Consider the following 24,619-nt stretch of genomic DNA (forward strand, 5'->3'; position numbering starts at 1 on the left):
CGTTGAATCGCGACACGAAAGATTTTGGGAGTAAGTGATGCGCATAGTTACCGCTGCCGTCATGGCCTCAACGCTGGCGTTTAGTGCATTTAGCCAGGCTGCTGGAGCTATCACCGGCGATAACCGTTCCTCAGCAGAGGGCATTGCGCAGCAAAACGGCCAGGGCCACATGTTTGACGGCATAAGTTTAACCGAACATCAGCGTCAACAGATGCGAGATCTGATGCAGCGGGCTCGTCATGACCAGCCCCCTGTTAATGTTAGCGAAATGGAGACAATGCACCGCCTTGTCACCGCAGAAAATTTTGACGAAAACGCTGTGCGCGCTCAGGCAAACAAAATGGCGCAGGAACAGGTTGCCCGCCAGGTCGAAATGGCCCGGGTCCGCAACCAGATGTTTCACCTGCTAACGCCAGAGCAGCAAGCGGTTTTGAACCAGAAACACCAGCAACGTATGGACCAGTTGCGCGAGGTTGCCCGGATGCAGAAGAACGCTGAATCGACGCTTTTTAGTAGCAACACCCGTAGTAACCAGTAAACCCTGTTTTCCTTGCCATAGACACCATCCCTGTCTTCCCCCACATGATGTGGGGGTTTTTTTTGCCCATCATTAAAATGCGTTAACCGTTTATTCATCTTATTGACTCCTCCGCATCCGTTATACTAGCGGCATAGCGTGACAGGAGTGTTTATGAATCAATCCTATGGACGGCTGGTGAGCCGGGCGGCAATCGCCGCGACGGTCATGGCGTCGTGCCTGTTAGTCATTAAAATCTTCGCGTGGTGGTATACCGGTTCGGTCAGTATTCTGGCGGCGCTGGTAGACTCCCTGGTGGATATTGCCGCCTCGGTGACGAACCTGTGGGTGGTGCGTTACTCGTTACAGCCAGCGGACGAAGAGCATACCTTTGGTCATGGCAAAGCGGAGTCGCTGGCGGCGCTGGCGCAAAGCATGTTTATTTCCGGTTCGGCGCTGTTCCTCTTTTTGACTGGCATTCAGCACCTATATACCCCATCGCCGATGAAAGATCCCGGCGTCGGCGTGGTCGTTACCGTTATTGCACTTATAAGCACATTAATTCTGGTGACGTTCCAGCGCTGGGTGGTGCGTAAAACGCAGAGCCAGGCGGTACGGGCGGATATGCTTCATTATCAGTCTGATGTTATGATGAACGGTGCGATTCTTATTGCGCTCGGTCTGGCCTGGTATGGCTGGCACCGGGCCGATGCGTTATTTGCGTTAGGGATTGGATTCTATATTTTATACAGTGCGTTGCGTATGGGGTACGATGCAGTGCAATCCCTGCTCGACCGCGCACTGCCAGACGCAGAACGGCATGAAATCTTTGAAATTGTGACCTCCTGGCCCGGTGTCAGCGGCGCTCACGATCTTCGCACGCGGCAGTCAGGGCCGACCCGCTTTATTCAGATTCATTTAGAAATGGAAGATAACCTGCCGCTCGTTCAGGCCCATCTGGTGGCGGAACAGGTTGAGCAGGCGATTTTGCAGCGTTTCCCGGGGTCAGATGTCATTATTCACCAGGATCCCTGCTCAGTCGTACCTAAGCCAGGTAATGGACATTTTGAGCTTTCGTAATTCGTTGTAAAAAAGTGAACCGGGGCAGCATTTTGTGGAAAAATAACCGCCATTTGGTCTGACCTGAATCAATTCAGCGGGAAGTGATTGATATACTATTTGCACTATTCGTTGGTCGATAGGACGTCTTCCGGCAACAGATTTCATTTTTGCATTCCTAAGTTCAGAGGTAGTCATGATTAAGAAAATCGGTGTGTTGACAAGCGGCGGTGATGCGCCCGGCATGAACGCAGCAATTCGTGGTGTAGTGCGCGCAGCGTTGACGGAAGGTCTGGAAGTTTTTGGTATCTATGACGGTTATCTGGGCCTGTATGAAGATCGCATGGTGCAGCTCGACCGCTACAGCGTGTCCGACATGATTAACCGTGGCGGTACCTTCCTGGGCTCCGCGCGTTTCCCGGAATTCCGCGATGAGCGCATCCGTGAAGTGGCTATCGAGAACATGAAAAAACGCGGCCTGGACGCGCTGGTTGTTATCGGCGGTGACGGTTCCTACATGGGGGCAAAACGCCTGACCGAAATGGGCTTCCCATGCATCGGTCTGCCAGGCACCATCGACAACGACATCAAAGGTACCGACTACACCATCGGTTACTTCACTGCGCTGGGCACCGTGGTAGAGGCGATTGACCGTCTGCGCGACACCTCTTCTTCTCACCAGCGTATCTCCATCGTCGAAGTGATGGGCCGCTACTGTGGCGACCTGACCCTGGCGGCGGCGATTGCCGGCGGCTGTGAGTTTATCGTGGTGCCGGAAGTGGAATTCAGCCGTGAAGATCTGGTTAACGAGATCAAAGCCGGTATCGCTAAAGGTAAAAAACACGCCATCGTAGCCATCACCGAGCACATCTGTGACGTTGACGAGCTGGCGAAGTACATCGAAGCTGAAACCAAACGCGAAACCCGCGCGACCGTTCTCGGTCACATCCAGCGTGGCGGCTCTCCGGGTCCTTACGACCGTATCCTGGCATCCCGTATGGGCGCTTACGCGATTGAACTGCTGCAGCAGGGCTTTGGCGGTCGTTGCGTCGGTATTCAGAACGAAAAACTGGTTCACCATGACATCATCGACGCTATTGAAAATATGAAGCGTCCATTCAAAGGTGACTGGCTGGAGTGCGCGAAAAAGCTGTACTGATCGGCGGCTGTTGCCCGGTGGCGCTGCGCTGACCGGGCCTACAAAAGCATGGTTCGTAGGCCGGGTAAGGCGTAGCTGCCACCCGGCTTTTTTTGTGCGCTCATACCCTCTTTTTATTCCCCTGTGTTATAGCCAATCTTTTTTTATTCTTTAATCATTGGTTCGCTTTCTGGCACCCTGCATTCATCAAACACAACATTAAGAGAGTTGGGCGATGAATAAATGGGGCGTAGGTTTAACGTTATTGCTGGCATCGACCAGCGTTCTGGCAAAGGATATTCAGCTACTGAACGTGTCTTACGATCCGACGCGTGAACTGTACGAGCAGTACAACAAAGCGTTCGCCGCACACTGGAAACAGGAAACCGGCGATAACGTCGTGATCCGCCAGTCCCACGGTGGCTCCGGCAAGCAGGCGACCTCGGTGATTAACGGCATTGAAGCCGACGTCGTGACCCTGGCGCTGGCGTATGACGTGGACGCTATCGCGGAACGCGGCCGTATCGATAAAAACTGGATCAAACGCCTGCCGGATAACTCCGCGCCGTATACCTCCACCATCGTTTTCCTGGTTCGCAAAGGCAACCCGAAACAGATTCATGACTGGAACGATCTGGTTAAGCCGGGCGTATCGGTCATCACTCCAAACCCAAAAAGCTCTGGCGGCGCACGCTGGAACTACCTGGCAGCCTGGGGTTACGCCCTGCACCAGAACAATGGCGATCAGGCTAAAGCGCAGGATTTCGTGAAAGCGCTGTTTAAAAACGTCGAAGTGCTGGATTCCGGCGCACGCGGCGCAACCAACACCTTCGTTGAACGCGGCATTGGTGACGTGCTGATTGCCTGGGAAAACGAAGCGCTGCTGGCGGCGAACGAGCTGGGTAAAGACAAATTTGAAATTGTCACCCCAAGCGAATCCATTCTGGCTGAGCCAACCGTCTCTGTGGTCGATAAAGTGGCGGATAAGAAAGGCACCCAGGCCGTGGCGGAAGCCTACCTGAAATACCTTTACTCCCCGGAAGGCCAGGAGATTGCCGCGAAGAATTTCTACCGGCCACGTGATGAGGCGGTGGCGAAAAAATATGAGAACACATTCCCGAAACTGAAGCTCTTCACTATCGATGAGGTCTTCGGCGGCTGGACGAAAGCGCAGAAAGATCACTTCTCGAATGGCGGCACCTTCGATCAGATCAGCAAGCGTTAAGCATTTTTTGAAGAACGACACGGGACCCGGTGTGAGAAATCCACCGGGTTTTTTATTTGGTCACTTTTATGCGTTACTCTTTGGCGTCAGGTGGATACAGGGAATGCGCTGTGAAAAAAATAATCGTGTTGGTACTGGTTGTGATTGCGCTCGCGGCAGGTGGCGGGTTCTGGCTGAAAGCGGGTAACCCAAACGCGCTGCGGCATATCGTTCTCGACCAGTGTGTGCCTGGTCAGATGCAGAACCGTAACCCGGCGCCCTGTGCGCTGGTAAAAACGGATGCGGGATATGTGGTGTTTAAAGATCGCAACGGGCCGCTGCAATATCTGCTGATGCCCACGTACCGCATCAACGGTACCGAAAGCCCGCTCCTGACCGAGGCTCATACGCCCAATTTCTTCTGGCTGGCGTGGCAGTCGCGCCACTTTATGAGCATGAAGCGGGGGAGCAACGTGCCCGACAGTGCAGTTTCACTGACCATCAACTCCCCGACCGGCCGCACGCAAAACCATTTTCATATCCATATCTCCTGCCTGCGCCCGGACGTGCGCGAGAAGCTCAATGTTAGTCAGGGGCAAATCAGCACCCAGTGGCTGCCGTTCCCCGGTGGGCTGGAGGGGCATGAATACCTGGCGCGTCGGGTGACGGAAGCGGAGCTGGTGAAACGCAGCCCGTTTATGATGCTGGCAGAAGAGCTGCCGGAAGCGCGCGACCATATGGGGCGTTTTGCGCTGGCGATGGCGCAGCAGGCGGACGGATCGTTTGTATTACTGGCAACGGCGCGCAATTTGCTGGCGCTTAACCGCGCTTCTGCTGAGGAATTGCAGGATCATCAATGCACTATCCTGAATGAACCCCACCATAAATAGCGTTTACTCGCCCTGCCTGTCGCCGTAGACTTGCTGAAAAATTCTACAGGAGACAGGCATGTCGCTCTGGTTCACTCACCCGCTGTTTCTGCCCTCGCTGATTATCGTCGTCACCATCATCCTGTGGGCCACCTCGCTGTTGCCGGAATTCCTCACTGCGCTGCTGTTCTTTACCGCGGCGATGATCGCGCGTATCGCCCCGCCGGAGGTGATTTTTGGCGGTTTTGCCTCGTCAGCGTTCTGGCTGGTGTTCAGCGGATTTGTGCTGGGGGTGGCGATCCGCAAAACCGGGCTGGCGGACAGGGCGGCGCGGGCGCTGTCGGCCAGGCTGACCGACTCCTGGCCGCTGATGGTGGCAAGCGTAGTGCTGCTCACCTATGCGCTGGCGTTTGTGATGCCCTCCAATATGGGGCGTATTGCGCTGCTGATGCCCATCGTGGCGGCGATGGCGAAGCGGGCGGGCATTGCCGACGGCTCCCGGGCGTGGTTCGGCCTGGCGCTGGCGGTGGGGTTTGGCACCTTCCAGCTTTCGGCCACCATCCTTCCGGCCAACGTTCCTAACCTGGTGATGAGCGGGGCGGCGGAAGGCTCTTACGGCATCCATCTTAACTATGTTCCGTACCTGCTGCTGCATACTCCGGTGCTGGGTATTCTCAAGGGTCTGGTCCTGATCGGCCTGATCTGCTGGCTGTTCCCCGGCGCGCCAAAACCGGTGAAGGATTTGACCCCGCCAGAGCCGATGGGCCGCGACGAAAAGCGCCTCGCCTGGCTGCTGGCGGTGGTGCTGGTGATGTGGGTAACCGAAAGCTGGCACGGCATTGGACCGGCATGGACCGGGCTTGCGGCGTCGATTGTGGTGATGCTGCCGCGGGTTGGCTTTATCACCGGGGATGAATTCTCGGCGGGGGTGAATATGCGCACCTGTATTTATGTGGCGGGTATTCTCGGGCTGGCGATCACCGTGACGCAAACCGGTATTGGCAGTGCCGTGGGCGAGGCACTGATGCGGGTAATGCCCCTGGATGCCGATGCGCCGTTCACCAGTTTCCTGGCCCTGACCGGCATCACCACCGCCCTGAATTTCATTATGACCGCCAACGGCGTACCGGCGCTGTATACCACCCTGGCGCAAAGCTTCTCGGACGCCACCGGCTTTCCGCTGCTGTCGGTGATTATGATTCAGGTGCTGGGGTATTCCACGCCGCTGCTGCCGTATCAGGCGTCGCCGATTGTGGTGGCGATGGGGCTGGGAAGAGTGCCTGCGCGGGCGGGGATGCTGCTCTGTCTGGCGCTGGCGGTGGCAACCTATCTGGTGCTATTGCCGCTGGATTATCTGTGGTTTAGCCTGCTGGGACGGCTGTAAAAAAGCCCGGTAGCGCTGGCGCTTACCGGGCCTGGAGTATCGTAGGGCGGGTCAGCGAAGCGCCACCCGCCACAGATGCTCTTACGCCTGTTTCGCTGCTTCTGCTGCTTTAACGATCACCGCGAAAGCGTCTGCTTTCAGGGATGCGCCGCCAACCAGCGCGCCGTCGATGTCCGGCTGGGTGAACAGTTCTGCTGCGTTAGATGCGTTTACGGAACCGCCGTACTGGATGATCACTTGCTCAGCAACTTTCGCGTCTGCTTTCGCAATGTGGTCACGGATGAATTTGTGAACGGCCTGAGCCTGTGCTGGGGTGGCAGATTTGCCGGTACCGATCGCCCATACTGGCTCGTAAGCAATGACCGCACCTTCGAACGCGCTTGCGCCCTGAGTGGTCAGGACTGCGTCGATCTGACGTGCACAGACTTCTTCGGTTTTGCCCGCTTCGTTTTCTGCTTCGGTTTCACCGATGCACAGAACCGGGATCAGACCCTGCTCTTTCAGCACAGCGAATTTCTTCGCGATGAACTCGTCGGACTCTTTGTGGTAGGTACGACGCTCAGAGTGGCCGATGATGATGTATTTTGCGCCGATATCTTTCAGCATTTCAGCGGAGGTTTCACCGGTGAACGCGCCAGACAGGTTAACGTCAACGTTCTGGGCACCCAGAACGATGTGGCTGCCGTCAGCCGCTTTCTTAGCCATATCCAGGTACATATCCGGCGGAGCGATAGCAACAGCACAGCCAGTCACACCAGCCAGCTCTTTACGCAGGTTAGCTACCAGCTCGTTTACCATGTGGCGGCTGCCGTTCAGTTTCCAGTTACCCATCACTAAAGGATGTCGCATTTCAATTCTCCACGCTCAAGAGCGAATTAAGGAATATGGCCGCCCAACAGGGCAGCATGGTCTGTGAATCAGTATAGAGATTTTCCCTCGAAAGGCTTTGCTTTTTGTCATTAATTCGACCCGCCGAGTGCCTCAGATAGCGCCAGCTTAATCGGTTCAACAGCGAAGGTCAGCCCCTTTTCGCCGTTATCTGCCACGACATAGCGAACCGCGCCTTCCGTTTCGGCGTAATAGCGCTTGTTTTTACCAGCTGTGAGGAGCTTTTGCAGCTTTTGCTGGCTTTGGGCTTTGGTCAGGGCAGGGGTAAAGGCGCGTAAAATGGCGCTCATATACTCCAGCGCTTTAGCTTTGGCGGCTTTCTGCTCCGGCCCCTGAATCGGCAGCCAGGTAATCTGCATACTCTTGATTTTGAGGGTTCCGCGCTCAAGCGCCGTCGAGGCGTACAAATTCTCATTAATTTTGCTGGCAGCCCGGGTCAGGTTCGGGGTGTCGCGGGTGCCATCAATGGAGCGAAACTCATTGAGCGGCAGCTTTGGATTATCCTGATTGAAAGCTTCACGGAACAGGCTGATAGACTGATCAAAGGTCGGCGCGCCCGGCATCACATAGGGTGCGGTAGCCGATACGGAAGTCTCAGCAGCATGCAGAGGTGCGCTTGCACCCAACAGTGTTAAACCCAGCCAAATAAGGTGAAACCACATCTTCATCAATAAAGTCTCTGAATGTTACTGCCCACGATTAAAACGGGATCCGGCTGGCTTGTCAAAAGGAGGCGACTCCAGGGTAAACTACGCGCCGCGATGACTCTCAGGAACCTGACATGACCATACAGCAGTGGTTGTTTTCATTCAAAGGGCGTATTGGACGCCGTGATTTCTGGATCTGGATTGGCGTATGGATTGTCGCCATGCTGGCTCTGTTTATTTTTGCCAATAACGCCTGGCTGAGCACCCAGACGGCGGCCTTCGCGCTGGTGTCGCTGCTGTGGCCGACCGCGGCGGTGTTAGTAAAACGGCTGCACGATCGTGGGCGTTCGGGGTTGTGGGCGCTGCTGGTGATACTGGCGTGGATGCTGCTGGCCGGCAACTGGTCGATGCTGCCCTCCATGCTGCCGTGGGTGGTGGGCAGGCTGCTCCCTACCATTATTTTTGTGATGATCATTGTCGACCTGGGCGCGTTTGTGGGCACCCAGGGCGAGAATAAATATGGTAAAGATACGATCGACGTAAAGTACCGCTAATTACCAGTAATGTTCTGCGGTCATATGGCCCGGCCGACGGCGTAAATGCTTGGTCATTTGCCGGGTCTCTTTCAGGAGCTGTTGGGTATCACGCACCATTTGCGGGTTGCCACACAGCATCACGTGGCTGGTGTCGGCCTCCATCTTCAGACCCACGGCGGCTTCCAGCTCGCCATTTTCAATCAGGGCCGGTACGCGCCCGTGGAGCGATCCCGCCACCGTTTCACGGCTCACTACCGTCTGGATTTTCACTTTCCCTTCATAACGCTTCTGCAGTTCCTGCATCAGCGGCAGGTAGCTCAGGTCTGCGGCGTAGCGCGCGGCATGCACGAGAACGATATTTTTAAAGCGATCCAGGTCCTGCCCGTATTGCAGGATCGACAGGTAAGGGCCGATGGCGGTACCGGTTGCCAGCATCCACAGCGTCTCGCAGTCTGGCACTTCATCCAGCACGAAGAAGCCTGCGGCTTCGCTGACAATCTGGATCTCATCGTCGGGTTTCAGTGCCGCCAGGCGCGGGCTGAGTTTGCCATCGGGAACGGTGACAAGGTAGAACTCGAGATCCGGGTTATCCGGCGCGTTGACATAGGAGTAGGCGCGCTGCACGCGTTCGCCGTCGATCTCCAGCCCCAGCTTGGCAAATTGCCCGGCCGTGAAAGGCTGGATGGGCGCATGTACGGTGAGGCTAAATAGCGCATCGGTCCAGAACTCTACCTTTTTGACTTTACCTGTTACCCAGTCTGCCATGATGTTCTCCTGTACTGATCTCGGGTTCTATCTTCCTTACCTGAGAGGGAGATTTCCAGCCCAGGCGGGCCGGAAAGCTCTATTGATCAAACGGTTTTACAGAATGTGGGTCTGCACGTCCGGATCTTTACGGTCGAGATAGTGAATCGACTGGATGCGGCGAATGGTGCGTGATTTACCGCGGATCAGCAGCGTTTCGGTGGTCGCCATATTGCCTTTGCGGCTGATGCCGTCCAGTAGATCGCCTTTGGTGATGCCGGTCGCCGAGAAGATAACGTTATCGCTGCGCGCCATATCATCCAGACGCAGCACGGTATTGGCTGCAATCCCCATCGCCGCGCAGCGGGCCAGCTCCTGCTCACCGATGCGGCGGTTCTCTTCGCTATCGCCTTTTACGTCATGACGGGCCAGCAGACGGCCATGCATATCGCCGTCGAGGGCGCGGATCACCGCGGCAGAAACCACCCCCTCCGGTGCGCCGCCGATACCGTACAGCACGTCGACTTCGCTGTCCGGCATGCAGGTGAGGATGGAGGCCGCCACGTCGCCATCGGGGATAGCAAAGACGCGCACGCCTAACTGCTGCATCTGGGCGATGACCGCATCGTGACGCGGTTTCGCCAGAATGGTGACCGTCAGTTCGCCAAGAGGCTTATTAAGCGCGGCGGCGATATTACGCAGGTTTTCCGCCAGCGGCAGATTGAGGTCGATGACCCCTTTTGCGCCAGGGCCGACAATCAGCTTCTCCATATACATATCGGGCGCGTTGAGGAAGGTGCCTTTATCGCCCACCGCCAGTACTGCCAGGGCGTTAGCCTGGCCCATGGCCGTCATGCGGGTGCCTTCAATGGGGTCTACCGCGATATCCACCGCATCGCCGTTACCGGTACCGACTTTTTCACCGATGAACAGCATGGGGGCTTCGTCGATCTCACCTTCACCAATCACGATGGTGCCATCGATGTTGACCTGGTTAAGCATGATGCGCATGGCATGGACGGCTGCGCCGTCAGCAGTATTTTTATCACCACGGCCAAGCCACTTGTAGCCTGCCAGAGCGGCGGCCTCGGTTACGCGGGAAAACTCGATAGCAAGTTCACGTTTCATCAGATACTCGTGCAATCAAAAGGAATTGCACGAAGTTTATCACAGAGTGGGAGAGGCGGTTTGGACCCCTCACCCCGACGGGGTGAGGGGGAGGTATTATGACTCGTCGTGCTCTTCCCAGGCCAGCGCGCGTTTCACGGCTTTTTTCCAGCCGCTATAACGGTAGTTACGCTCGGTGGTTTCGATACCCGGACGGAATTCGCGCTCGATGACCGCTTTCTCCTGCAGTTCGTCCAGGTTCTGCCAGAAGCCAACCGCCAGGCCGGCAAGATAGGCCGCACCCAGCGCCGTCACTTCACGCACTTCCGGGCGTTCCACGCGGGTACCCAGAATGTCGGACTGGAACTGCATCAGGAAGTTGTTTGCCACTGCGCCGCCATCCACGCGCAGGGCGTGCAGACGAATGCCGGAGTCAGCCTGCATCGCTTCCAGCACGTCACGGGTCTGATAGGCAATCGACTCCAGCGTGGCGCGGATGATGTGGTTAGAGTTTACCCCACGCGTCAGGCCGAAAATCGCCCCGCGGGCATAGGGATCCCAGTAGGGCGCGCCCAGCCCGGTAAAGGCCGGCACGACGTACACGCCGTTGGTGTCTTTCACCTTGGTGGCGAAATACTCCGAGTCGAAGGCGTCGCTGATAAGCTTCATCTCATCGCGCAGCCACTGGATAGAGGCTCCGGCCATAAACACTGCGCCTTCAAGCGCGTAATTCACCTCGCCGCGCGGGCCGCAGGCGATAGTCGTCAGCAGGCCATGCTCCGATTTCACTGCCTTCTCGCCGGTGTTCATCAGCATAAAGCAGCCGGTGCCGTAGGTATTTTTCGCCATCCCTTCTTTCACGCACAGCTGGCCAAACAGCGCCGCCTGCTGGTCACCGGCGATCCCGGCGATTGGAATACGGGTGCCGCCTTTACCGCCGATGTTGGTCTGACCGTACACTTCAGACGACTTACGTACCTGCGGCAGCATGGCGCGCGGGATGTCCAGCGCGTCCAGCATTTTGTCATCCCAGTCCAGATCGTGGATGTTGAACAGCATGGTGCGCGAGGCGTTGGTGTAGTCGGTGACGTGGACGCGCCCCTGGGTCATCTTCCAGATAAGCCAGGTGTCCACGGTGCCGAACAGCAGTTCACCGCGTTTGGCACGCTCACGAGAGCCTTCGACGTGGTCGAGGATCCATTTTACCTTGGTGCCGGAGAAGTAGGGGTCCACCACCAGGCCAGTGGCGCTACGCACGTACTCTTCCATGCCGTCGCGCTTGAGCTTCTCGCAGATGTCCGCTGTGCGGCGGCACTGCCAGACGATGGCGTTGTAAATCGGTTTACCGGTTTCGCGTTCCCAGACGATGGCCGTTTCACGCTGGTTGGTGATGCCAATTGCCGCAATCTGATCGGAACTGATATCGGCTTTCGCCAGCACTTCAACCAGCGTCGAGCTTTGCGACGCCCAGATCTCCATCGGGTCGTGTTCAACCCAGCCTGGACGAGGATAGATTTGCTCGAATTCGCGCTGCGACACGCTGACGATGTTCGCGTCATGATCCATAACGACAGCGCGGGAGCTGGTCGTGCCCTGGTCGAGCGCAACGATATATTTTTTGTCGGTCATAGTTGTGGTCCCGTAGTCAGATTACAGCGAAGCGTTTTGTTGTGTGGCAGAGGTGGCGTCCTTCTCCTCTGTGACACAGGTGTCGCACGGCAGGTGGCGGCCAATCAGCTTACGATAGCCAAATGCTCCCAGCGCAGCACCTACAATAGGGCCGAACAGCGGCACCAGGAAGTAAGGAATATCCTTGCCGCCGGTGAAGGCAACGTCGCCCCAGCCGGCAATAAAGGCGAAAGCTTTCGGTCCGATGTCGCGGGCCGGGTTCATGGCGAAGCCCGTCAGCGGTCCCATCGATGCGCCGATCACCGCAATCAGCAGGCCAATCAACAGCGGCGCCAGCGGACCGCGCGGAATGCCGTTGCCGTCATCGGTCAGCGCCAGGATGGTACCCATCAGGATGGCGGTGATCACCATCTCCACCGCGAAGGCCTGCACAAAGTTAATGTGCGGGTTAGGATAGGTGGAGAAGATCCCCGCCAGCTCAAGGCTTTCGGTACTGCCACGCACCATATGGTGCGTCTGCTCGAAGTCGATAAACAGATTGTAATAGAGCCCGTAAACTAACGCCGCTGCACAAAACGCACCAGCAAACTGCGCCACAATAAAAGGCACAACCTTGCGTTTGTCGAAGCAGGCAAACAGACACAGCGCGATGGTGACCGCAGGGTTGAGGTGCGCACCCGAAACACCCGCCGTCAGGTAGATAGCCATCGCCACGCCCAGACCCCAGATCACACTGATTTCCCACTGACCGAAACTGGCACCCGCCACTTTCAGTGCAGCCACACATCCTACGCCAAAGAAAATCAACAACCCAGTACCCAGGAACTCTGCGATGCATTGGCCTTTTAAGGTTGATGTTTCACTCATAATCGGATCCTGAAAAATGATTAATGGTTATTGTTGGCGCGACGGTCGCCATGACCGGCACGATGTCCTGTAGACATAGTGTTAATTTATCGTTAACGAACAAAAACGAGAAATATCGAACTTAAAATGTGTGTGCCGCGTCAACAAAATGAGCGATAACGCGCCATGAAGCGGGCGAGAACTGCTGTAAGCGAAAGGGGGAGTAAGCTTTCTATTAACTAAAGTGTTAACAATTTAGGGGTATATGGCGCGAATGCACCAGGAGGAGACTGAAAAGTGTTGCAAACCGCAATCTGCGCGGTCTGCCGCTGGACAGGGAGGGCGGGGCTCCATACAATCGACACCAGGTGTTGTGCGCGTTTACGTCAAGCGTCGCCTTGCAAATTCAGGAGAGGTAGCATTATGTCGTTAGAAGTGTTTGAGAAACTGGAATCGAAAGTACAGCAGGCGATTGATACCATCACCCTGCTGCAGATGGAAATCGAAGAGCTGAAAGAAAAAAACAACGCGCTGTCGCAGGAAATTCAGACTGCTCAGCATGGTCGTGAAGAGCTGGAACGTGAAAACCACCAGCTGCGCGAACAGCAGAACGGCTGGCAGGATCGTCTGCATGCTCTGCTCGGGCGCATGGAAGAGGTCTGATTCCGAATTCCTGAAAAAGGCATCCACAATGGATGCCTTTTTTATTTTGCAGGAATAAGATCGCTCAACATGTTACTCATAATGAATGCGAGATGACAAAGCGAAGCGATATTATTGATAATTCTGACCGATATATTACCCGTAATACTCCCTCTGGCCTCATTTATACAGAAAATCTGGGATGGATAGACTTAGGGCACGCAAATCCCTTCGGTGCTGAACGATTATGGCAACAAATGATAATGCCTGGCGCAGGAGGCGCTGACTGGTTTGAAATCCATTATCATCAAAGCATGTCCAGGAACATCGCAGGATTAAATACGACAACCGGGATATACAGACGTTTTTTAGTGCGGAGAGGCTTAAGCGAAGAGGTCTTAAGAGGAGTCGCCTTATCCATTTTTATGAGTACTTCTCACAGCTTTGAATCCTTGCAGGGTTTTTGGCCCTATATTCTGATTACGGATAGCGGTTACAGCGCAGAAGATTTAGTTTCTAATCTTTTTGGTTTCTGCCAGGCCGTTAACTATGCAGATTACACACCTTTCCTGGACATTTGTTCCAAAGAGAAAGCTTATCGCATCTGGGACTACTATGGCCCCGTTGGGCAATTTAAAAATAAAAGTGTCCTTCCCTTACTGTTTCCAGACCCTAAGGATAAGCGCCTAAAACACCAACCATTCCCGGGCCATTTGCCTGCATTTATGGATTCTATTGTGCCAGTATCTGATCCTTCCGTCGTCAGGGAGGTTCGTATATGAAATGTAGGCATGTCATCATTTTTCTATTCGTTCTGGTGGCCGTGCTCTATTGCGTAATAATGACCAGAATCTTTTCTGATGAATATTATAAACAAGGCAATCTAATTCAATATTACTTATTAACGCCCAAACCACTCAAGGATGCACCAAGGATCACAGAAAACTGGTATTTCACGAAGCAAACCGTTGAAGGGAGTGGTTTGCAGATCAGTACACTCACTTTCACCGGTATCCAAAAGAGTGATCTTCAGAGGATGCACGAAAAGCTTGAAACCTGGATTGATAACTATCCGGATCGTCATGCAACAATGAGCATAGCGGTAGAGGAAAAGAAGGGGGTGTTTGAACTCCACATTACTCATTACGATACGAATAAAGATAATTAAAAAAAGGCCATCTACATAACAGATGGCCTTTTTTTCTACTCAATATCCAGCGGATCTTCAGACAGGATAATGCCGGTATTATCGGCATAAAGATGGTCGCCGGAGAAGAAGGTCACCCCGCCGAAATTGACGCGCACGTCGCTTTCGCCAATGCCATCACCTGCGGCACCTACCGGAATAGCGGCAATCGCCTGAATGCCGATGTCCAGCTCTTCGAGGTCATCCACCTGACGCACCGCGCCATAGACCACAATGCCTTCCCACTCGTTCTGGGTGGCGAGACGGGCAAGTTCTGCATCGATTAACGCGCGACGCACGGAGCCGCCGCCATCAACCAGCAGAATGCGTCCACGGCCGTTCTGTTCGAGCAGATCGTACAGCAACCCGTTGTCCTCAAAACATTTCACCGTGATGATCTGTCCGCCAAACGACGACCGTCCTCCAAAGTTGGAAAACAGCGGTTCTACGACGTTGACATCTTCCTGGTAGATGTCACAAAGCTCGGAGGTATCGTATTTCATAGGCTTAAGTTCAGTTGCTGCGAGTGTTTTCAGTATATCGCGCGAATTGCATTGTTGGCAAAATCATCAATTGTTAATTGATATTTGTCAGCTAATTTAGCGTCTGACTAAGAATAATCCCTATCACGAACAACAGGTTAGTCAGCAGTGCGCCTTTTACCGTGCGTTCCAGCATTGGCGGCATGGCCGAGGCGCTCTGCTCGCGCATCACGTAGCGCGCCTGTTTAACCAGCAGCGGCGTGGCGAGCACAAACAGCCAGCCCCACAGGCTGTGCAGGGAAAGCAGGTTAAACAGCGCCAGACAGAGCAGGGCACCCATCAGCAGGCAGGCATGGTAACGGCGCGCATTCACCGCGCCTAACCGCACCGCCAGGGTGTTTTTACCGTTCTGACGATCGCTGTCGATATCGCGCAGGTTGTTGATATTCAGCACCGCCGTCGCCAGCATGCCGCAGGCGGTGGCTGGCAGGAACAGGGCAGGAATTAACGAGTGCGCCTGCAGATACCAGCTGCCCATCACGCTCAGCCAGCCGAAGAAGACCAGCACGGAGATATCCCCCAGCCCGATGTAACCGTAAGGGCGGGTGCCGACGGTATAGGTGATGGCCGCGACAATCGCCAGCAGACCGAGCACGAGGAAGCCGACCGCATCCGCCGGGGTTTTACAGGCCACCAGCACCAGCGCAATCCCGGAAAGACAGATCAGCGCGACGGTGATAATCAGCGCCCGTTTCATCTCCTCCTGGGTGATCACCCCTTTCTGCATTCCCCGCAATGGCCCGATGCGGTCGGGCTTATCGCTGCCCTTGACGGCATCCCCGTAATCGTTAGCGAGGTTAGAGAGAATTTGCAGAAGCCCGGCGGTCAGCAGCGCCAGGGCAGCCACCAGCGGGTCGAAATGCCCCTGCCACCACGCGAGGGTAGTGCCAACAATAATGGCGGCGAAGGCGAGAGGGAGCGTTTTAGGACGCAGGCTTTCCAGCCAGGCCTGCGTACGGCTGATTTCAGTCATAGTAATTATGTGCCAATAAAAATGGGGCCTTTCAGCCCCATCATTTGTGATGAAAATGCAATTGCCGCGATTATAGGATAAAACGGCTCAGATCTTCATCTGCTACTAAAGCATCAAGGTGCTTACTCACATAGTCGGCATCAATTTTAATGCTTTGACCATTCAGGTCGCTCGCATCATAAGAGATATCTTCCATCAGGCGTTCCAGCACGGTATGCAGACGACGCGCACCGATGTTTTCGGTGGTCTCGTTAACCTGCCATGCGGCCTGGGCGATACGCTTGATCCCGTCTTCGGTGAACTCAATATTCACCCCTTCGGTCGCCATCAGCGCTTTGTACTGCACGGTGATGGAGGCGTTTGGTTCGGTCAGGATGCGCTCGAAGTCTTCGGTGGTTAGCGCCTGCAGCTCAACGCGGATCGGCAGACGGCCCTGCAGTTCCGGGATCAGATCCGACGGCTTGGCAACCTGGAACGCGCCAGAGGCGATAAATAAAATGTGATCGGTTTTCACCATGCCGTGCTTGGTGGAGACGGTGCAGCCTTCAACCAGCGGCAGCAGATCGCGCTGTACGCCTTCACGGGAAACGTCCGGGCCGGAGGATTCGCCGCGCTTACAGATTTTATCGATCTCATCGATAAACACGATACCGTGCTGTTCAACCGCGTCGATAGCGTCCTGCTTCAGCTCTTCCGGGTTTACCAGCTTCGCCGCTTCTTCTTCAATCAGCAGCTTCATCGCGTCTTTGATTTTCAGCTTACGCGGCTTTTGCTTCTGCCCGCCCAGGTTCTGGAACATGGACTGCAGCTGGCTGGTCATCTCTTCCATACCTGGCGGAGACATAATTTCCACGCCCATTGGCGCGGCGGCGAGCTCGATCTCAATCTCTTTGTCATCCAGCTGGCCTTCACGCAGTTTTTTGCGGAACGCCTGGCGCGCAGCGGATGGCTCAGCAGGCTGTTCTGCCTGGCCCCAGTTGTTTTTCGCCGGTGGGATCAGCACATCCAGCACGCGCTCTTCCGCCATCTCTTCAGCGCGATAGCGGTTTTTTTCGATGGACTGGACGCGGACCATCTTAATGGCAGAGTCGGTCAGATCGCGGATGATAGAGTCCACTTCTTTACCGACATAGCCCACTTCGGTGAACTTGGTCGCTTCGACTTTGATGAATGGTGCGTTGGCCAGTTTAGCCAGACGACGGGCGATTTCGGTTTTACCAACACCGGTTGGGCCGATCATCAGAATGTTTTTTGGCGTCACTTCATGGCGCAGCACTTCATCCAACTGCATACGACGCCAGCGGTTACGCAGGGCAATTGCCACAGAACGCTTGGCGTTATCCTGGCCGATGATGTGTTTGTTCAGTTCGCTGACAATTTCGCGTGGGGTCATTTCAGACATGAGAAATCCTTACGCCTTAGACGGCAATTCTTCGATGGTGTGGAAGTGGTTGGTATAGATGCAGATATCACCTGCAATATCCAACGCCTTCACAGCGATATCGCGTGCGCCCAGATCGGAGTTTTCCAACAGCGCGCGGGCGGCGGCCTGGGCGTACGGGCCACCGGAACCGATAGCAATCAGGTCATTTTCTGGCTGCACCACGTCACCGTTACCGGTGATGATCAGCGAGGCATTTTCATCGGCCACCGCCAGCAGTGCTTCCAGCTTGCGCAGCATACGGTCGGTACGCCAGTCTTTCGCCAGCTCAACGGCAGCTTTCACCAGATGGCCCTGATGCATTTCCAGTTTACGTTCAAACAGCTCAAACAGCGTGAAGGCGTCCGCAGTACCGCCCGCAAAACCGGCGATCACTTTGTCGTTATACAGACGACGCACTTTTTTCACGTTGCCTTTCATGACGGTATTACCCAGCGTGGCCTGGCCATCACCGGCAATCACCACCTGGCCGTTACGGCGTACACTTACTATTGTTGTCACGAGCAGACCCCCTGGTTACACATTCGGAAAATAGAGGCCCTGAGCCAGTGCTCAGGGCTGAATAGAATGATAGATGGGGGGGATTTTGGGGGTTTCAACCCCCGGAAGCGAGTCGAATGCAGTTTGTGTGACCTGCCATCTTCAGACGGCTGATGGTGCCATCGGCATTGTCTTTGCCTTTAACCGGGCCGATCACTACGCGATTCCAGCCGTTATTGGTGGTAATGCGTGAGTCAAAGCCTTCAAAGGCCAGTTGAGCACGTACGGTTTCCGCCTGCTCTGCGCCTTTAAAGGAACCGCACTGCACCATCCAGCGACGTTCATCTTTCTTCTCAGCCGTTTGCTTCGGCGCCTCGGTCTCTTTGGTGACCGGCGCGGCTTTCGGCTGCTGCGCGGTGGTATGCGCAGGGGTTTGCAGCAGATCCTGATACGGCTGCGTGTTGCTATTTTGCTTCGCAGGCTGCGTCTTCGGCTGTTGCGCCGGTTGCGCCGGTTGCGTCTGTGCCACCTTAGGCTGCTGGTACGGTTGTTCCGTCACCCGCTGCTGTGTTTTCGGCTGCTGTACCGTCTGGGACTGCGCCCACTGCTGCTGCTGTTGCTGCTGAATTTGTTGCTGCGCCTGGCGCTGGCGCTGCAGCGTTTGCTGACGCTGTGCTGGCGTCTGCTCATTCCACGGCACTTCGTTGAGCTGGGTAGGCTGCTGGCGCATATCGGCCTGCATCTGTGCCAGCAGCTGACGTTGTTCGTTGGTTAACTGGTTAGGATCCACCACTTCGCCACCCGCAGAGGGTTCGGTAGGCGCACGTACGCCCGGCTGGCGGCTCTCAAGCTCTTTAATATAGCGCCAGCGCTCTTCCGGTTTAGGGGGCAAGCCATTGCCGACCACTTTATTGCCCTGCAGCGCTTCTGCTTCTTCTTTTTTATGGTGCGTAATGAACCAGAGGCCGCCGATAAATGCCACCAGGACCGCCGCCGCGATCGCCACCATAGCCGGTGAGACTGCGGGCAGGCTGCTGCGTTGCGGTTTCCGTGAGCTACTCTTTTTGCGTCGCGAAGGTGCCGGCTGGCCGCGACGTACATAATCTCGTTGTGCCACTATCGTTTCGCTGTATTTTTTCGTTTGTCAGCCCGTCATGTTACTTAAGCGACGGGCCTTTGACCAGATGAGGACGTCTGAAAGGCGTTTACTTTAAGTCAGGGCCTGGGTTGAACCTCTGACGATCAATTCACAGTCCAGTAAACGGGAGCCGCTGCTAACTGTTTGTCCGTTCAGCTGATCCAGTAACAGCAGCATCGCTTCCCGGCCAATATCATAGCGGGGTTGCGCCACCGTCGAGAGCGGAGGATCGCAAAATTCAGACAGAGAAATATTATCGAAGCCGATGATTGAGAGGTCTTTCGGCACTTTCAGACCGCGCCGTTTGGCATAGGAGAGCGCGCCCAGCGCCATCACGTCGCTGTGACAGAACACCGCGGTCGGCGGCTGCGGCAACGACAGCAGTTTTTCCAGCGCCAGGCCGCCTGCGGCATAGGTAAAATCGCCCCGGGCGATATAGTGCGGATCCACTGTCGCCCCGGTGCGGCGCAGCGCCTGAACATAGCCCTGCAGGCGATAGTGGCACAGCGGCATCTCTTCCGGTCCGGCGATACAGCCGATACGTTTATGGCCCAGCTCCTGCAGATAATTCACGGCGTTGAAGGCGGCGGTGAGGTTATCAATATGGACGGTAGGCAGTTCCAGCTCAGGGGCAAACTCGTTGGCCATCACCATCGGCGGCAGATTGCGTTGCTCTTCAATGCTGGCATCAAAGGGCAGGCGGGAACCGAGCAGCAGCATGCCGTCGATCTGCTTGGTGATAATCAGGTCAATGAAGGTCTTTTCCTGCTGATTCTGATGCGCGCAGTCGCCAATCAGCACCAGGTAGCCCTGCGCGGCGGCGGTCACTTCGATACCGCGGATAATTTCGCTGAAAAAGGGATCGCAGATGTCGGGCACAATGACCAGAATGGTGCGGGATTCGTTCCGTTTGACGTTACGGCCCATAGCCTGGGGCAGATAACCCACCTCCAGCGCAGCCTGCTCAACACGGTTACGCGTGCTCTGAGAGACTTTGTCGGGATTCATTAATGCTCGGGATACCGTTGCCGTTGAGACTTTTGCTTTCAGGGCAACATCTTTCATGGTCGCCGAGGCAACCTCTTTCCTGGACTTCAACTTCTTCTCCTCGCAGGCGTATCACCGCACTTCTGACTGTGTCAGTTTTATCAGATTGCGAATGGAAGCGGTTACAGAATTTTCATAAAAAGTGTGAGTCGTGTTTAATTTTTCGATCCGCCTCCCACCCTTTTTTAGCTTTCGATAGGATCAACGTCCAGGACCCACTTCACTTTACGCGCTTCCGGCAGGGTATTAATCAACGCCAGCGTGCCGCTGACGATATGCTGTAGCCGCACCCGGGAAGGGTGTTGCAGCAGGATTTGCCAGCGATAGCGTCCGCCGCGCTTGGGGGCCAGGGCCGGAACCGGACCTAAAATCCACAGCTGATCATCCACCAGCGGGCTGGCCTGCAGCAGGTTGCGCAGCTGCTGGAGGAACAGCGGCGCCTGCTGGTTGTTGTGATCCTCGGCGCGGATAATCACATGGCTGGTCCACGGTGGCAGTTGCAGGGTCTGACGCTCCGCCAGCGCCTGTTCGGCGAAGGCGTCGTAGCCTTTATGCAGCAGGGTTTGCAGCAGCGGATGCTCGGGGTGGTGGGTTTGTAGCACCACCTCGCCCTGTTTACCGGCGCGCCCGGCACGGCCTGCCACCTGGGTATAGAGCTGGGCAAAGCGCTCCGCGGAGCGGAAATCAGCCGAGAAGAGCGCCCCGTCGACATCCAGCAGCGCCACCAGGGTCACGTCCGGGAAGTGGTGTCCTTTGGCCAGCATCTGGGTACCGATCAGAATACGCGCCCCGCCGCGATGCACTTCCGCCAGCTGTTGCTCAAGGGCACCTTTGCGGCTGGTGGTGTCGCGATCGATACGTGAGATAGCCACGCCCGGGAAGAAGGGGGCCAGCGCCTGCTCCAGCTGCTCGGTGCCCAGACCGACCGGCACCATATGGGTCGAGCCGCAGGAAGGACACTGGCGCGGCACCGGTCGCTGGCTGTCGCAGTGGTGACAGCGCAAATGGTGCTGGGCCTGATGCAGGGTATAGTAGTGATCGCAGCGCGGGCATTCAGCGATCCAGCCGCAGTCGTGGCACAGCAGCGCCGGGGCAAAGCCGCGCCGGTTGAGAAACAGAATCACCTGGTTGTCGGCCTGCAAATGCTGGCGCATGCGGGCGATCAGCGCCGGGGCTAGCCCGGCCTGCACCGGCTGACCTTTCAGATCCAGTACGTGCTGCATGGCAGGACGGGCATTACCCGCCCGCCGCGTCAGGCGTAATAGATGGTATTTTCGCTGGCGCACATTATGCAGCGTCTCCAGCGCAGGGGTCGCGGAGCCGAGAATGATTGGGATCTGTTCGCTGTGGGCGCGATAGACCGCCAGGTCGCGGGCGTGATAGCGCCAGCCTTCCTGCTGTTTATAAGAGCTGTCGTGCTCTTCGTCGATGACGATCACCCCGAGATTTTTAAAGGGTGTAAACAGGGATGAGCGGGTGCCAATCACGATTGCCGCTTCGCCATTTTTCGCTTTCAGCCAGGCGCTCAGGCGCTCGCTGTCATTTAAGCCGGAGTGCAGCACCTCGACCGGGGCGTTAAAGCGCTCGCGAAAACGGGCGATGGTCTGCGGGGTCAGGCCGATTTCCGGCACCATCACCAGCGCCTGCTTGCCCTGAGCCAGCACATTTTCCAGTACGCTCAGATAGACTTCAGTTTTACCGGAACCGGTCACGCCCGCCAGCAGCCAGGCTGAGAAGCGATCGGACGCGCTGTGGATCGCCCCTACGGCGGTCGCCTGTTCGGTATTGAGCCGCAGCCGGTCGCCCGCGACGCTAAAGCCGTCGCGCCAGTCGATAAGCGCTGGGGCTTCGCAGGCCAGTTCGCTCAGCCCTTTTTTACGTAAGCTCTGCAACGCCGCGTCGTTAAAGTCGAGGCTCTCAACCTGATGCCGCCAGATCCTGCCCTGGCGTAACGCCGCCAGTGCCTGCTGCTGTTTCGGGGAGCGTTTCAGGCTATTAATATCTACCGCCTGGCCCTGCTCGGTGGCAAACCAGTACCACATCGGCGCATGGCTGGCGCTTTTGCCCTGTCGCAGCAGAATGGGTAAGGCGTGAAACAGCACATCGCCAATGGGATGATGATAATAGTCGGCCGCCCACAGGAGCAGTCGCCAGACGCTGGCGGAAAAGACCGGCTCGCTGTCCAGCACCTCGACCACGCTTTTGAGTTCACTGAGAGGCAACTCGCTGTGCTGGCTTACGGAGACGACAATACCCCCCCGCTGCTGTTTGCCAAACGGCACATTCACGCGACAGCCCGCCTCAGCCTGCATGTTGTCTGGCAGCAGGTAGTCAAAGGTACGGGGAAGCGGAACGGGCAGGGCAACGTGAGCAACGGGCATCGAATCTTCCTGACTTGAAAAGTGGCGCGTTAGTATACACATTAGTGAAAGGCGGCGTGCGGATCAGTTTGCATACCCTGGTTAAATTCTGTATGATTCGCCGCCTTTGGTGCACTTTGCATCAAAGAACTTACATTCAACATCGCGTGGTGTCTGGCGTTAGGGCTGGAAGAGCGACGCGGCCTTAACTGAGGTTCTCCCATGAAAAAAGATATCCATCCTAAATACGAAATGATTACTGCAAACTGCTCTTGCGGTAACTCTATCCAGATCCGCTCCACCGTGGGTCACGATCTGAACCTGGACGTGTGCGGCCAGTGCCACCCGTTCTACACTGGTAAGCAGCGTGACGTTGCAACCGGTGGCCGTGTTGACCGCTTCAACAAGCGTTTCAGCATCCCGGGTTCCAAGTAAGTTTCCCGAAAAAAAAGCGCCGCAAGGCGCTTTTTTTGTATCTGTAAATCAGTATTCCCACGTCTCCGGGTCGATACCCAGCTCACGCATGATCACCTTTGCCTCTTCCGGAATTTCATCGCTACGCTCTTTGCGCAGGTCTTCATCGTTCGGCAACGGTTGACCGGTAAAGGCGTGCAAGAACGCTTCGCACAGCAGTTCGCTGTTGGTAGCGTGACGCAGGTTATTCACCTGACGACGCGTGCGTTCATCGGTGAGGATCTTTAACACCTTCAGAGGAATGGAAACCGTAATTTTTTTTACTTGTTCACTCTTCTTACCGTGCTCAGCGTATGGGCTGATATATTCGCCGCTCCATTCAGCCATGAGATACCTTTAATCCTCTCTGTCATTAATATGAGGCTGACACCGCAGCGATACGCCGGGGTTCGAGCCATAATCGCGCGTAGTTTACCGTAGAGATGCCGTTGTGACACGGATATTGCCTCTGCGGTATGCGCTAAAGCATATAATTTTAACGGCTATTTGCGCATTGCTCAATCTATACGCAAAGAAGTTTAGATGTCCAGATGTATTGACGTCCATATAATCAATGTTTACTCTGGTGCCTGACTTTTCATCCATTAAGCCAGGAAGCCTTCACCATGACGCGTAAACAGGCCACCATCGCAGTGCGTAGCGGATTGAATGATGACGAACAGTACGGCTGCGTTGTCCCGCCGATTCACCTCTCCAGTACCTATAACTTCACCGGATTTAATGAACCACGCGCCCATGACTACTCGCGCCGTGGTAACCCTACGCGTGATGTCACCCAGCGCGCGCTGGCGGAGCTGGAAGGTGGCGCAGGTGCGGTGATGACCAATACCGGCATGTCGGCTATTCACCTGGTGACCACGGTGTTCCTGAAACCTGGCGATCTGCTGGTGGCCCCGCACGACTGTTACGGCGGCAGCTACCGCCTGTTTGACAGCCTGGCGAAGCGTGGCTGCTATCGCGTGCTGTTTGTCGATCAGGGTGATGAGCAGGCGCTGAAACAGGCGCTGGCAGAAAAACCGAAGCTGGTATTAATCGAAAGTCCGAGCAATCCATTGCTGCGCGTCGTGGACATTGCAAAAATTTGTCAGCTTGCAAGGGATGCGGGAGCGATAAGTGTAGTGGATAATACGTTCCTCAGTCCGGCGCTACAGAACCCGCTGGCACTGGGAGCAGACCTGGTATTGCATTCATGCACCAAATATTTGAACGGCCACTCGGACGTGGTTGCCGGGGTGGTGATTGCGAAAGAGCCGGAGGTTGTCACTGAACTGGCATGGTGGGCGAATAACATCGGCGTCACCGGTAGCGCGTTCGACAGCTATCTGCTGCTGCGTGGTCTGCGCACCCTGTCGCCGCGTATGGATGTGGCGCAGCGTAATGCCCAGGCGATTGTCGATTTCTTGAAGACCCAGCCGCTGGTGAAAAAGCTCTATCACCCGTCGCTGCCGGAGAATCAGGGACACGAGATTGCTGCGCGTCAACAAAAGGGTTTTGGCGCGATGTTAAGTTTTGAGCTGGATGGCGATGAGCAGACGCTACGTCGCTTCCTGAGCGGGCTGTCACTGTTTACGCTGGCGGAATCTTTAGGTGGGGTTGAAAGTTTGATCTCCCACGCCGCCACCATGACGCACGCGGGCATGGCGCCAGAAGCGCGTGCCGCCGCCGGGATCTCCGAGACGCTGTTGCGTATCTCAACCGGTATTGAAGATTGTGAAGATTTAATTGCCGATCTGGAAAATGGCTTCCGGATCGCAGCCAAGGGGTAATC

Annotated in this window: 26 protein-coding genes; 12 read left to right on the forward strand and 14 right to left on the reverse strand. The window is 55.8% G+C overall.

Annotated elements, in window-relative coordinates:
• Positions 1–37: 37 nt before the first annotated feature.
• The 6 genes from cpxP to ACT3IC_RS10070 all read left to right on the forward strand — a co-directional run bounded on the left by cpxP (position 38) and on the right by ACT3IC_RS10070 (position 6,171).
• Positions 38–538, forward strand: coding sequence for a cell-envelope stress modulator CpxP (cpxP, locus tag ACT3IC_RS10045; RefSeq protein WP_103177522.1), 501 nt, complete (start codon positions 38–40; stop codon positions 536–538).
• Between the two features lie 153 nt (positions 539–691).
• Entirely contained in the window at positions 692–1,597 is a 906-nt protein-coding gene (gene fieF, locus ACT3IC_RS10050; RefSeq protein ID WP_103177521.1) for a CDF family cation-efflux transporter FieF, read from the forward strand.
• A gap of 175 nt (positions 1,598–1,772) precedes the next feature.
• Complete coding sequence (gene pfkA / locus ACT3IC_RS10055; protein ID WP_103177520.1) at positions 1,773–2,735, forward strand: 6-phosphofructokinase; 963 nt, start codon at positions 1,773–1,775, stop codon at positions 2,733–2,735.
• A gap of 214 nt (positions 2,736–2,949) precedes the next feature.
• Positions 2,950–3,939 (forward strand): sulfate ABC transporter substrate-binding protein, encoded by a 990-nt coding sequence (locus ACT3IC_RS10060; RefSeq protein ID WP_103177519.1) that lies wholly within the window; start codon positions 2,950–2,952, stop codon positions 3,937–3,939.
• 110 nt (positions 3,940–4,049) lie between these two features.
• Positions 4,050–4,808: a CDP-diacylglycerol diphosphatase gene (locus ACT3IC_RS10065; protein WP_103177518.1), complete on the forward strand. Its 759-nt coding sequence runs from the start codon at positions 4,050–4,052 to the stop codon at positions 4,806–4,808.
• A gap of 58 nt (positions 4,809–4,866) precedes the next feature.
• Positions 4,867–6,171: an SLC13 family permease gene (locus tag ACT3IC_RS10070; protein WP_103177517.1), complete on the forward strand. Its 1,305-nt coding sequence runs from the start codon at positions 4,867–4,869 to the stop codon at positions 6,169–6,171.
• 81 nt (positions 6,172–6,252) lie between these two features.
• Here the strand turns inward: ACT3IC_RS10070 and tpiA are convergent, their stop codons facing one another.
• Both tpiA and ACT3IC_RS10080 read right to left on the reverse strand, forming a co-directional pair.
• A complete protein-coding gene (gene tpiA / locus ACT3IC_RS10075) occupies positions 6,253–7,020 on the reverse strand; it encodes a triose-phosphate isomerase (RefSeq protein WP_103177516.1) in 768 nt (255 codons plus the stop codon).
• Positions 7,021–7,130: 110 nt separating this feature from the next.
• Complete coding sequence (locus ACT3IC_RS10080; protein ID WP_103177515.1) at positions 7,131–7,727, reverse strand: DUF1454 family protein; 597 nt, start codon at positions 7,725–7,727, stop codon at positions 7,131–7,133.
• 113 nt (positions 7,728–7,840) lie between these two features.
• Between ACT3IC_RS10080 and ACT3IC_RS10085 the strand changes: the two genes are divergently transcribed.
• Positions 7,841–8,260 carry a DUF805 domain-containing protein gene (locus ACT3IC_RS10085; protein ID WP_159340300.1) on the forward strand — a complete coding sequence of 140 codons (420 nt, stop codon included), beginning with the start codon at positions 7,841–7,843 and terminating at the stop codon, positions 8,258–8,260.
• Here ACT3IC_RS10085 and fpr read toward each other — a convergent pair whose 3' ends face one another.
• The 4 genes from fpr to ACT3IC_RS10105 form a co-directional block, all read right to left on the reverse strand.
• Entirely contained in the window at positions 8,261–9,007 is a 747-nt protein-coding gene (fpr, locus tag ACT3IC_RS10090) for a ferredoxin--NADP(+) reductase (RefSeq protein WP_159340301.1), read from the reverse strand. It abuts the gene before it with no gap.
• 96 nt (positions 9,008–9,103) lie between these two features.
• The gene (gene glpX / locus ACT3IC_RS10095) at positions 9,104–10,114 is read right to left on the reverse strand and encodes a class II fructose-bisphosphatase (RefSeq protein ID WP_103177512.1); all 1,011 of its coding nucleotides are present in this window, start codon (positions 10,112–10,114) and stop codon (positions 9,104–9,106) included.
• Between the two features lie 96 nt (positions 10,115–10,210).
• Positions 10,211–11,722, reverse strand: coding sequence for a glycerol kinase GlpK (glpK, locus tag ACT3IC_RS10100; RefSeq protein ID WP_103177511.1), 1,512 nt, complete (start codon positions 11,720–11,722; stop codon positions 10,211–10,213).
• Positions 11,723–11,743: 21 nt separating this feature from the next.
• Positions 11,744–12,589 (reverse strand): MIP/aquaporin family protein, encoded by an 846-nt coding sequence (locus ACT3IC_RS10105; protein WP_103177510.1) that lies wholly within the window; start codon positions 12,587–12,589, stop codon positions 11,744–11,746.
• Between the two features lie 402 nt (positions 12,590–12,991).
• On the opposite strand from ACT3IC_RS10105, the gene zapB reads away from it, so the two are divergent.
• The 3 genes from zapB to ACT3IC_RS10120 all read left to right on the forward strand — a co-directional run bounded on the left by zapB (position 12,992) and on the right by ACT3IC_RS10120 (position 14,378).
• On the forward strand, positions 12,992–13,231 hold the full coding sequence (zapB, locus tag ACT3IC_RS10110) for a septal ring assembly protein ZapB (RefSeq protein ID WP_103177509.1): 240 nt from the start codon (positions 12,992–12,994) through the stop codon (positions 13,229–13,231).
• A 92-nt stretch (positions 13,232–13,323) separates the two neighbouring features.
• The gene (locus ACT3IC_RS10115) at positions 13,324–13,992 is read left to right on the forward strand and encodes a hypothetical protein (RefSeq protein WP_103177508.1); all 669 of its coding nucleotides are present in this window, start codon (positions 13,324–13,326) and stop codon (positions 13,990–13,992) included.
• 59 nt (positions 13,993–14,051) lie between these two features.
• Positions 14,052–14,378, forward strand: coding sequence for a hypothetical protein (locus ACT3IC_RS10120; protein ID WP_473477334.1), 327 nt, complete (start codon positions 14,052–14,054; stop codon positions 14,376–14,378).
• Between the two features lie 35 nt (positions 14,379–14,413).
• On the opposite strand, the gene rraA is transcribed toward ACT3IC_RS10120, so the two are convergent.
• From rraA to priA, 7 genes are all read right to left on the reverse strand, one after another.
• Positions 14,414–14,899, reverse strand: coding sequence for a ribonuclease E activity regulator RraA (gene rraA, locus ACT3IC_RS10125; RefSeq protein ID WP_103177506.1), 486 nt, complete (start codon positions 14,897–14,899; stop codon positions 14,414–14,416).
• Positions 14,900–14,990: 91 nt separating this feature from the next.
• Positions 14,991–15,917, reverse strand: a complete 927-nt coding sequence (gene menA / locus ACT3IC_RS10130) for a 1,4-dihydroxy-2-naphthoate polyprenyltransferase (protein WP_103177505.1) — start codon at positions 15,915–15,917, stop codon at positions 14,991–14,993.
• A 64-nt stretch (positions 15,918–15,981) separates the two neighbouring features.
• On the reverse strand, positions 15,982–17,313 hold the full coding sequence (gene hslU / locus ACT3IC_RS10135; RefSeq protein ID WP_103177504.1) for an HslU--HslV peptidase ATPase subunit: 1,332 nt from the start codon (positions 17,311–17,313) through the stop codon (positions 15,982–15,984).
• A 9-nt stretch (positions 17,314–17,322) separates the two neighbouring features.
• Positions 17,323–17,853, reverse strand: coding sequence for an ATP-dependent protease subunit HslV (gene hslV, locus ACT3IC_RS10140; RefSeq protein ID WP_032615282.1), 531 nt, complete (start codon positions 17,851–17,853; stop codon positions 17,323–17,325).
• 94 nt (positions 17,854–17,947) lie between these two features.
• Entirely contained in the window at positions 17,948–18,949 is a 1,002-nt protein-coding gene (ftsN, locus tag ACT3IC_RS10145) for a cell division protein FtsN (protein WP_159340303.1), read from the reverse strand.
• A 93-nt stretch (positions 18,950–19,042) separates the two neighbouring features.
• Positions 19,043–20,068 (reverse strand): DNA-binding transcriptional regulator CytR, encoded by a 1,026-nt coding sequence (cytR, locus tag ACT3IC_RS10150; RefSeq protein WP_103177502.1) that lies wholly within the window; start codon positions 20,066–20,068, stop codon positions 19,043–19,045.
• A gap of 134 nt (positions 20,069–20,202) precedes the next feature.
• Positions 20,203–22,398, reverse strand: a complete 2,196-nt coding sequence (gene priA, locus ACT3IC_RS10155; protein WP_473477339.1) for a primosomal protein N' — start codon at positions 22,396–22,398, stop codon at positions 20,203–20,205.
• A gap of 201 nt (positions 22,399–22,599) precedes the next feature.
• On the opposite strand from priA, the gene rpmE reads away from it, so the two are divergent.
• On the forward strand, positions 22,600–22,812 hold the full coding sequence (gene rpmE, locus ACT3IC_RS10160; RefSeq protein ID WP_103177500.1) for a 50S ribosomal protein L31: 213 nt from the start codon (positions 22,600–22,602) through the stop codon (positions 22,810–22,812).
• Between the two features lie 48 nt (positions 22,813–22,860).
• Here the strand turns inward: rpmE and metJ are convergent, their stop codons facing one another.
• Complete coding sequence (gene metJ / locus ACT3IC_RS10165; RefSeq protein WP_015966498.1) at positions 22,861–23,178, reverse strand: met regulon transcriptional regulator MetJ; 318 nt, start codon at positions 23,176–23,178, stop codon at positions 22,861–22,863.
• 278 nt (positions 23,179–23,456) lie between these two features.
• On the opposite strand from metJ, the gene metB reads away from it, so the two are divergent.
• Complete coding sequence (gene metB / locus ACT3IC_RS10170) at positions 23,457–24,617, forward strand: cystathionine gamma-synthase (RefSeq protein WP_159340305.1); 1,161 nt, start codon at positions 23,457–23,459, stop codon at positions 24,615–24,617.
• Positions 24,618–24,619 lie beyond the last annotated feature (2 nt).

This window comes from Leclercia sp. GHBNCSD (genome assembly GCF_055805075.1).

Excerpts from the sequence above, each read along its gene's own strand:
- cpxP (WP_103177522.1), top strand. The coding sequence starts at position 38 with ATGCGCATAGTTACCGCTGCCGTCATGGCCTCAACGCTGGCGTTTAGT.
- fieF (WP_103177521.1), top strand. The coding sequence starts at position 692 with ATGAATCAATCCTATGGACGGCTGGTGAGCCGGGCGGCAATCGCCGCG.
- pfkA (WP_103177520.1), top strand. The coding sequence starts at position 1,773 with ATGATTAAGAAAATCGGTGTGTTGACAAGCGGCGGTGATGCGCCCGGC.
- ACT3IC_RS10060 (WP_103177519.1), top strand. The coding sequence starts at position 2,950 with ATGAATAAATGGGGCGTAGGTTTAACGTTATTGCTGGCATCGACCAGC.
- ACT3IC_RS10070 (WP_103177517.1), top strand. The coding sequence starts at position 4,867 with ATGTCGCTCTGGTTCACTCACCCGCTGTTTCTGCCCTCGCTGATTATC.
- tpiA (WP_103177516.1), bottom strand. The coding sequence starts at position 7,020 with ATGCGACATCCTTTAGTGATGGGTAACTGGAAACTGAACGGCAGCCGC.
- ACT3IC_RS10080 (WP_103177515.1), bottom strand. The coding sequence starts at position 7,727 with ATGAAGATGTGGTTTCACCTTATTTGGCTGGGTTTAACACTGTTGGGT.
- ACT3IC_RS10085 (WP_159340300.1), top strand. The coding sequence starts at position 7,841 with ATGACCATACAGCAGTGGTTGTTTTCATTCAAAGGGCGTATTGGACGC.
- fpr (WP_159340301.1), bottom strand. The coding sequence starts at position 9,007 with ATGGCAGACTGGGTAACAGGTAAAGTCAAAAAGGTAGAGTTCTGGACC.
- glpX (WP_103177512.1), bottom strand. The coding sequence starts at position 10,114 with ATGAAACGTGAACTTGCTATCGAGTTTTCCCGCGTAACCGAGGCCGCC.
- glpK (WP_103177511.1), bottom strand. The coding sequence starts at position 11,722 with ATGACCGACAAAAAATATATCGTTGCGCTCGACCAGGGCACGACCAGC.
- ACT3IC_RS10105 (WP_103177510.1), bottom strand. The coding sequence starts at position 12,589 with ATGAGTGAAACATCAACCTTAAAAGGCCAATGCATCGCAGAGTTCCTG.
- zapB (WP_103177509.1), top strand. The coding sequence starts at position 12,992 with ATGTCGTTAGAAGTGTTTGAGAAACTGGAATCGAAAGTACAGCAGGCG.
- ACT3IC_RS10115 (WP_103177508.1), top strand. The coding sequence starts at position 13,324 with ATGACAAAGCGAAGCGATATTATTGATAATTCTGACCGATATATTACC.
- ACT3IC_RS10120 (WP_473477334.1), top strand. The coding sequence starts at position 14,052 with ATGACCAGAATCTTTTCTGATGAATATTATAAACAAGGCAATCTAATT.
- rraA (WP_103177506.1), bottom strand. The coding sequence starts at position 14,899 with ATGAAATACGATACCTCCGAGCTTTGTGACATCTACCAGGAAGATGTC.
- hslU (WP_103177504.1), bottom strand. The coding sequence starts at position 17,313 with ATGTCTGAAATGACCCCACGCGAAATTGTCAGCGAACTGAACAAACAC.
- priA (WP_473477339.1), bottom strand. The coding sequence starts at position 22,398 with ATGCCCGTTGCTCACGTTGCCCTGCCCGTTCCGCTTCCCCGTACCTTT.
- rpmE (WP_103177500.1), top strand. The coding sequence starts at position 22,600 with ATGAAAAAAGATATCCATCCTAAATACGAAATGATTACTGCAAACTGC.
- metJ (WP_015966498.1), bottom strand. The coding sequence starts at position 23,178 with ATGGCTGAATGGAGCGGCGAATATATCAGCCCATACGCTGAGCACGGT.
- metB (WP_159340305.1), top strand. The coding sequence starts at position 23,457 with ATGACGCGTAAACAGGCCACCATCGCAGTGCGTAGCGGATTGAATGAT.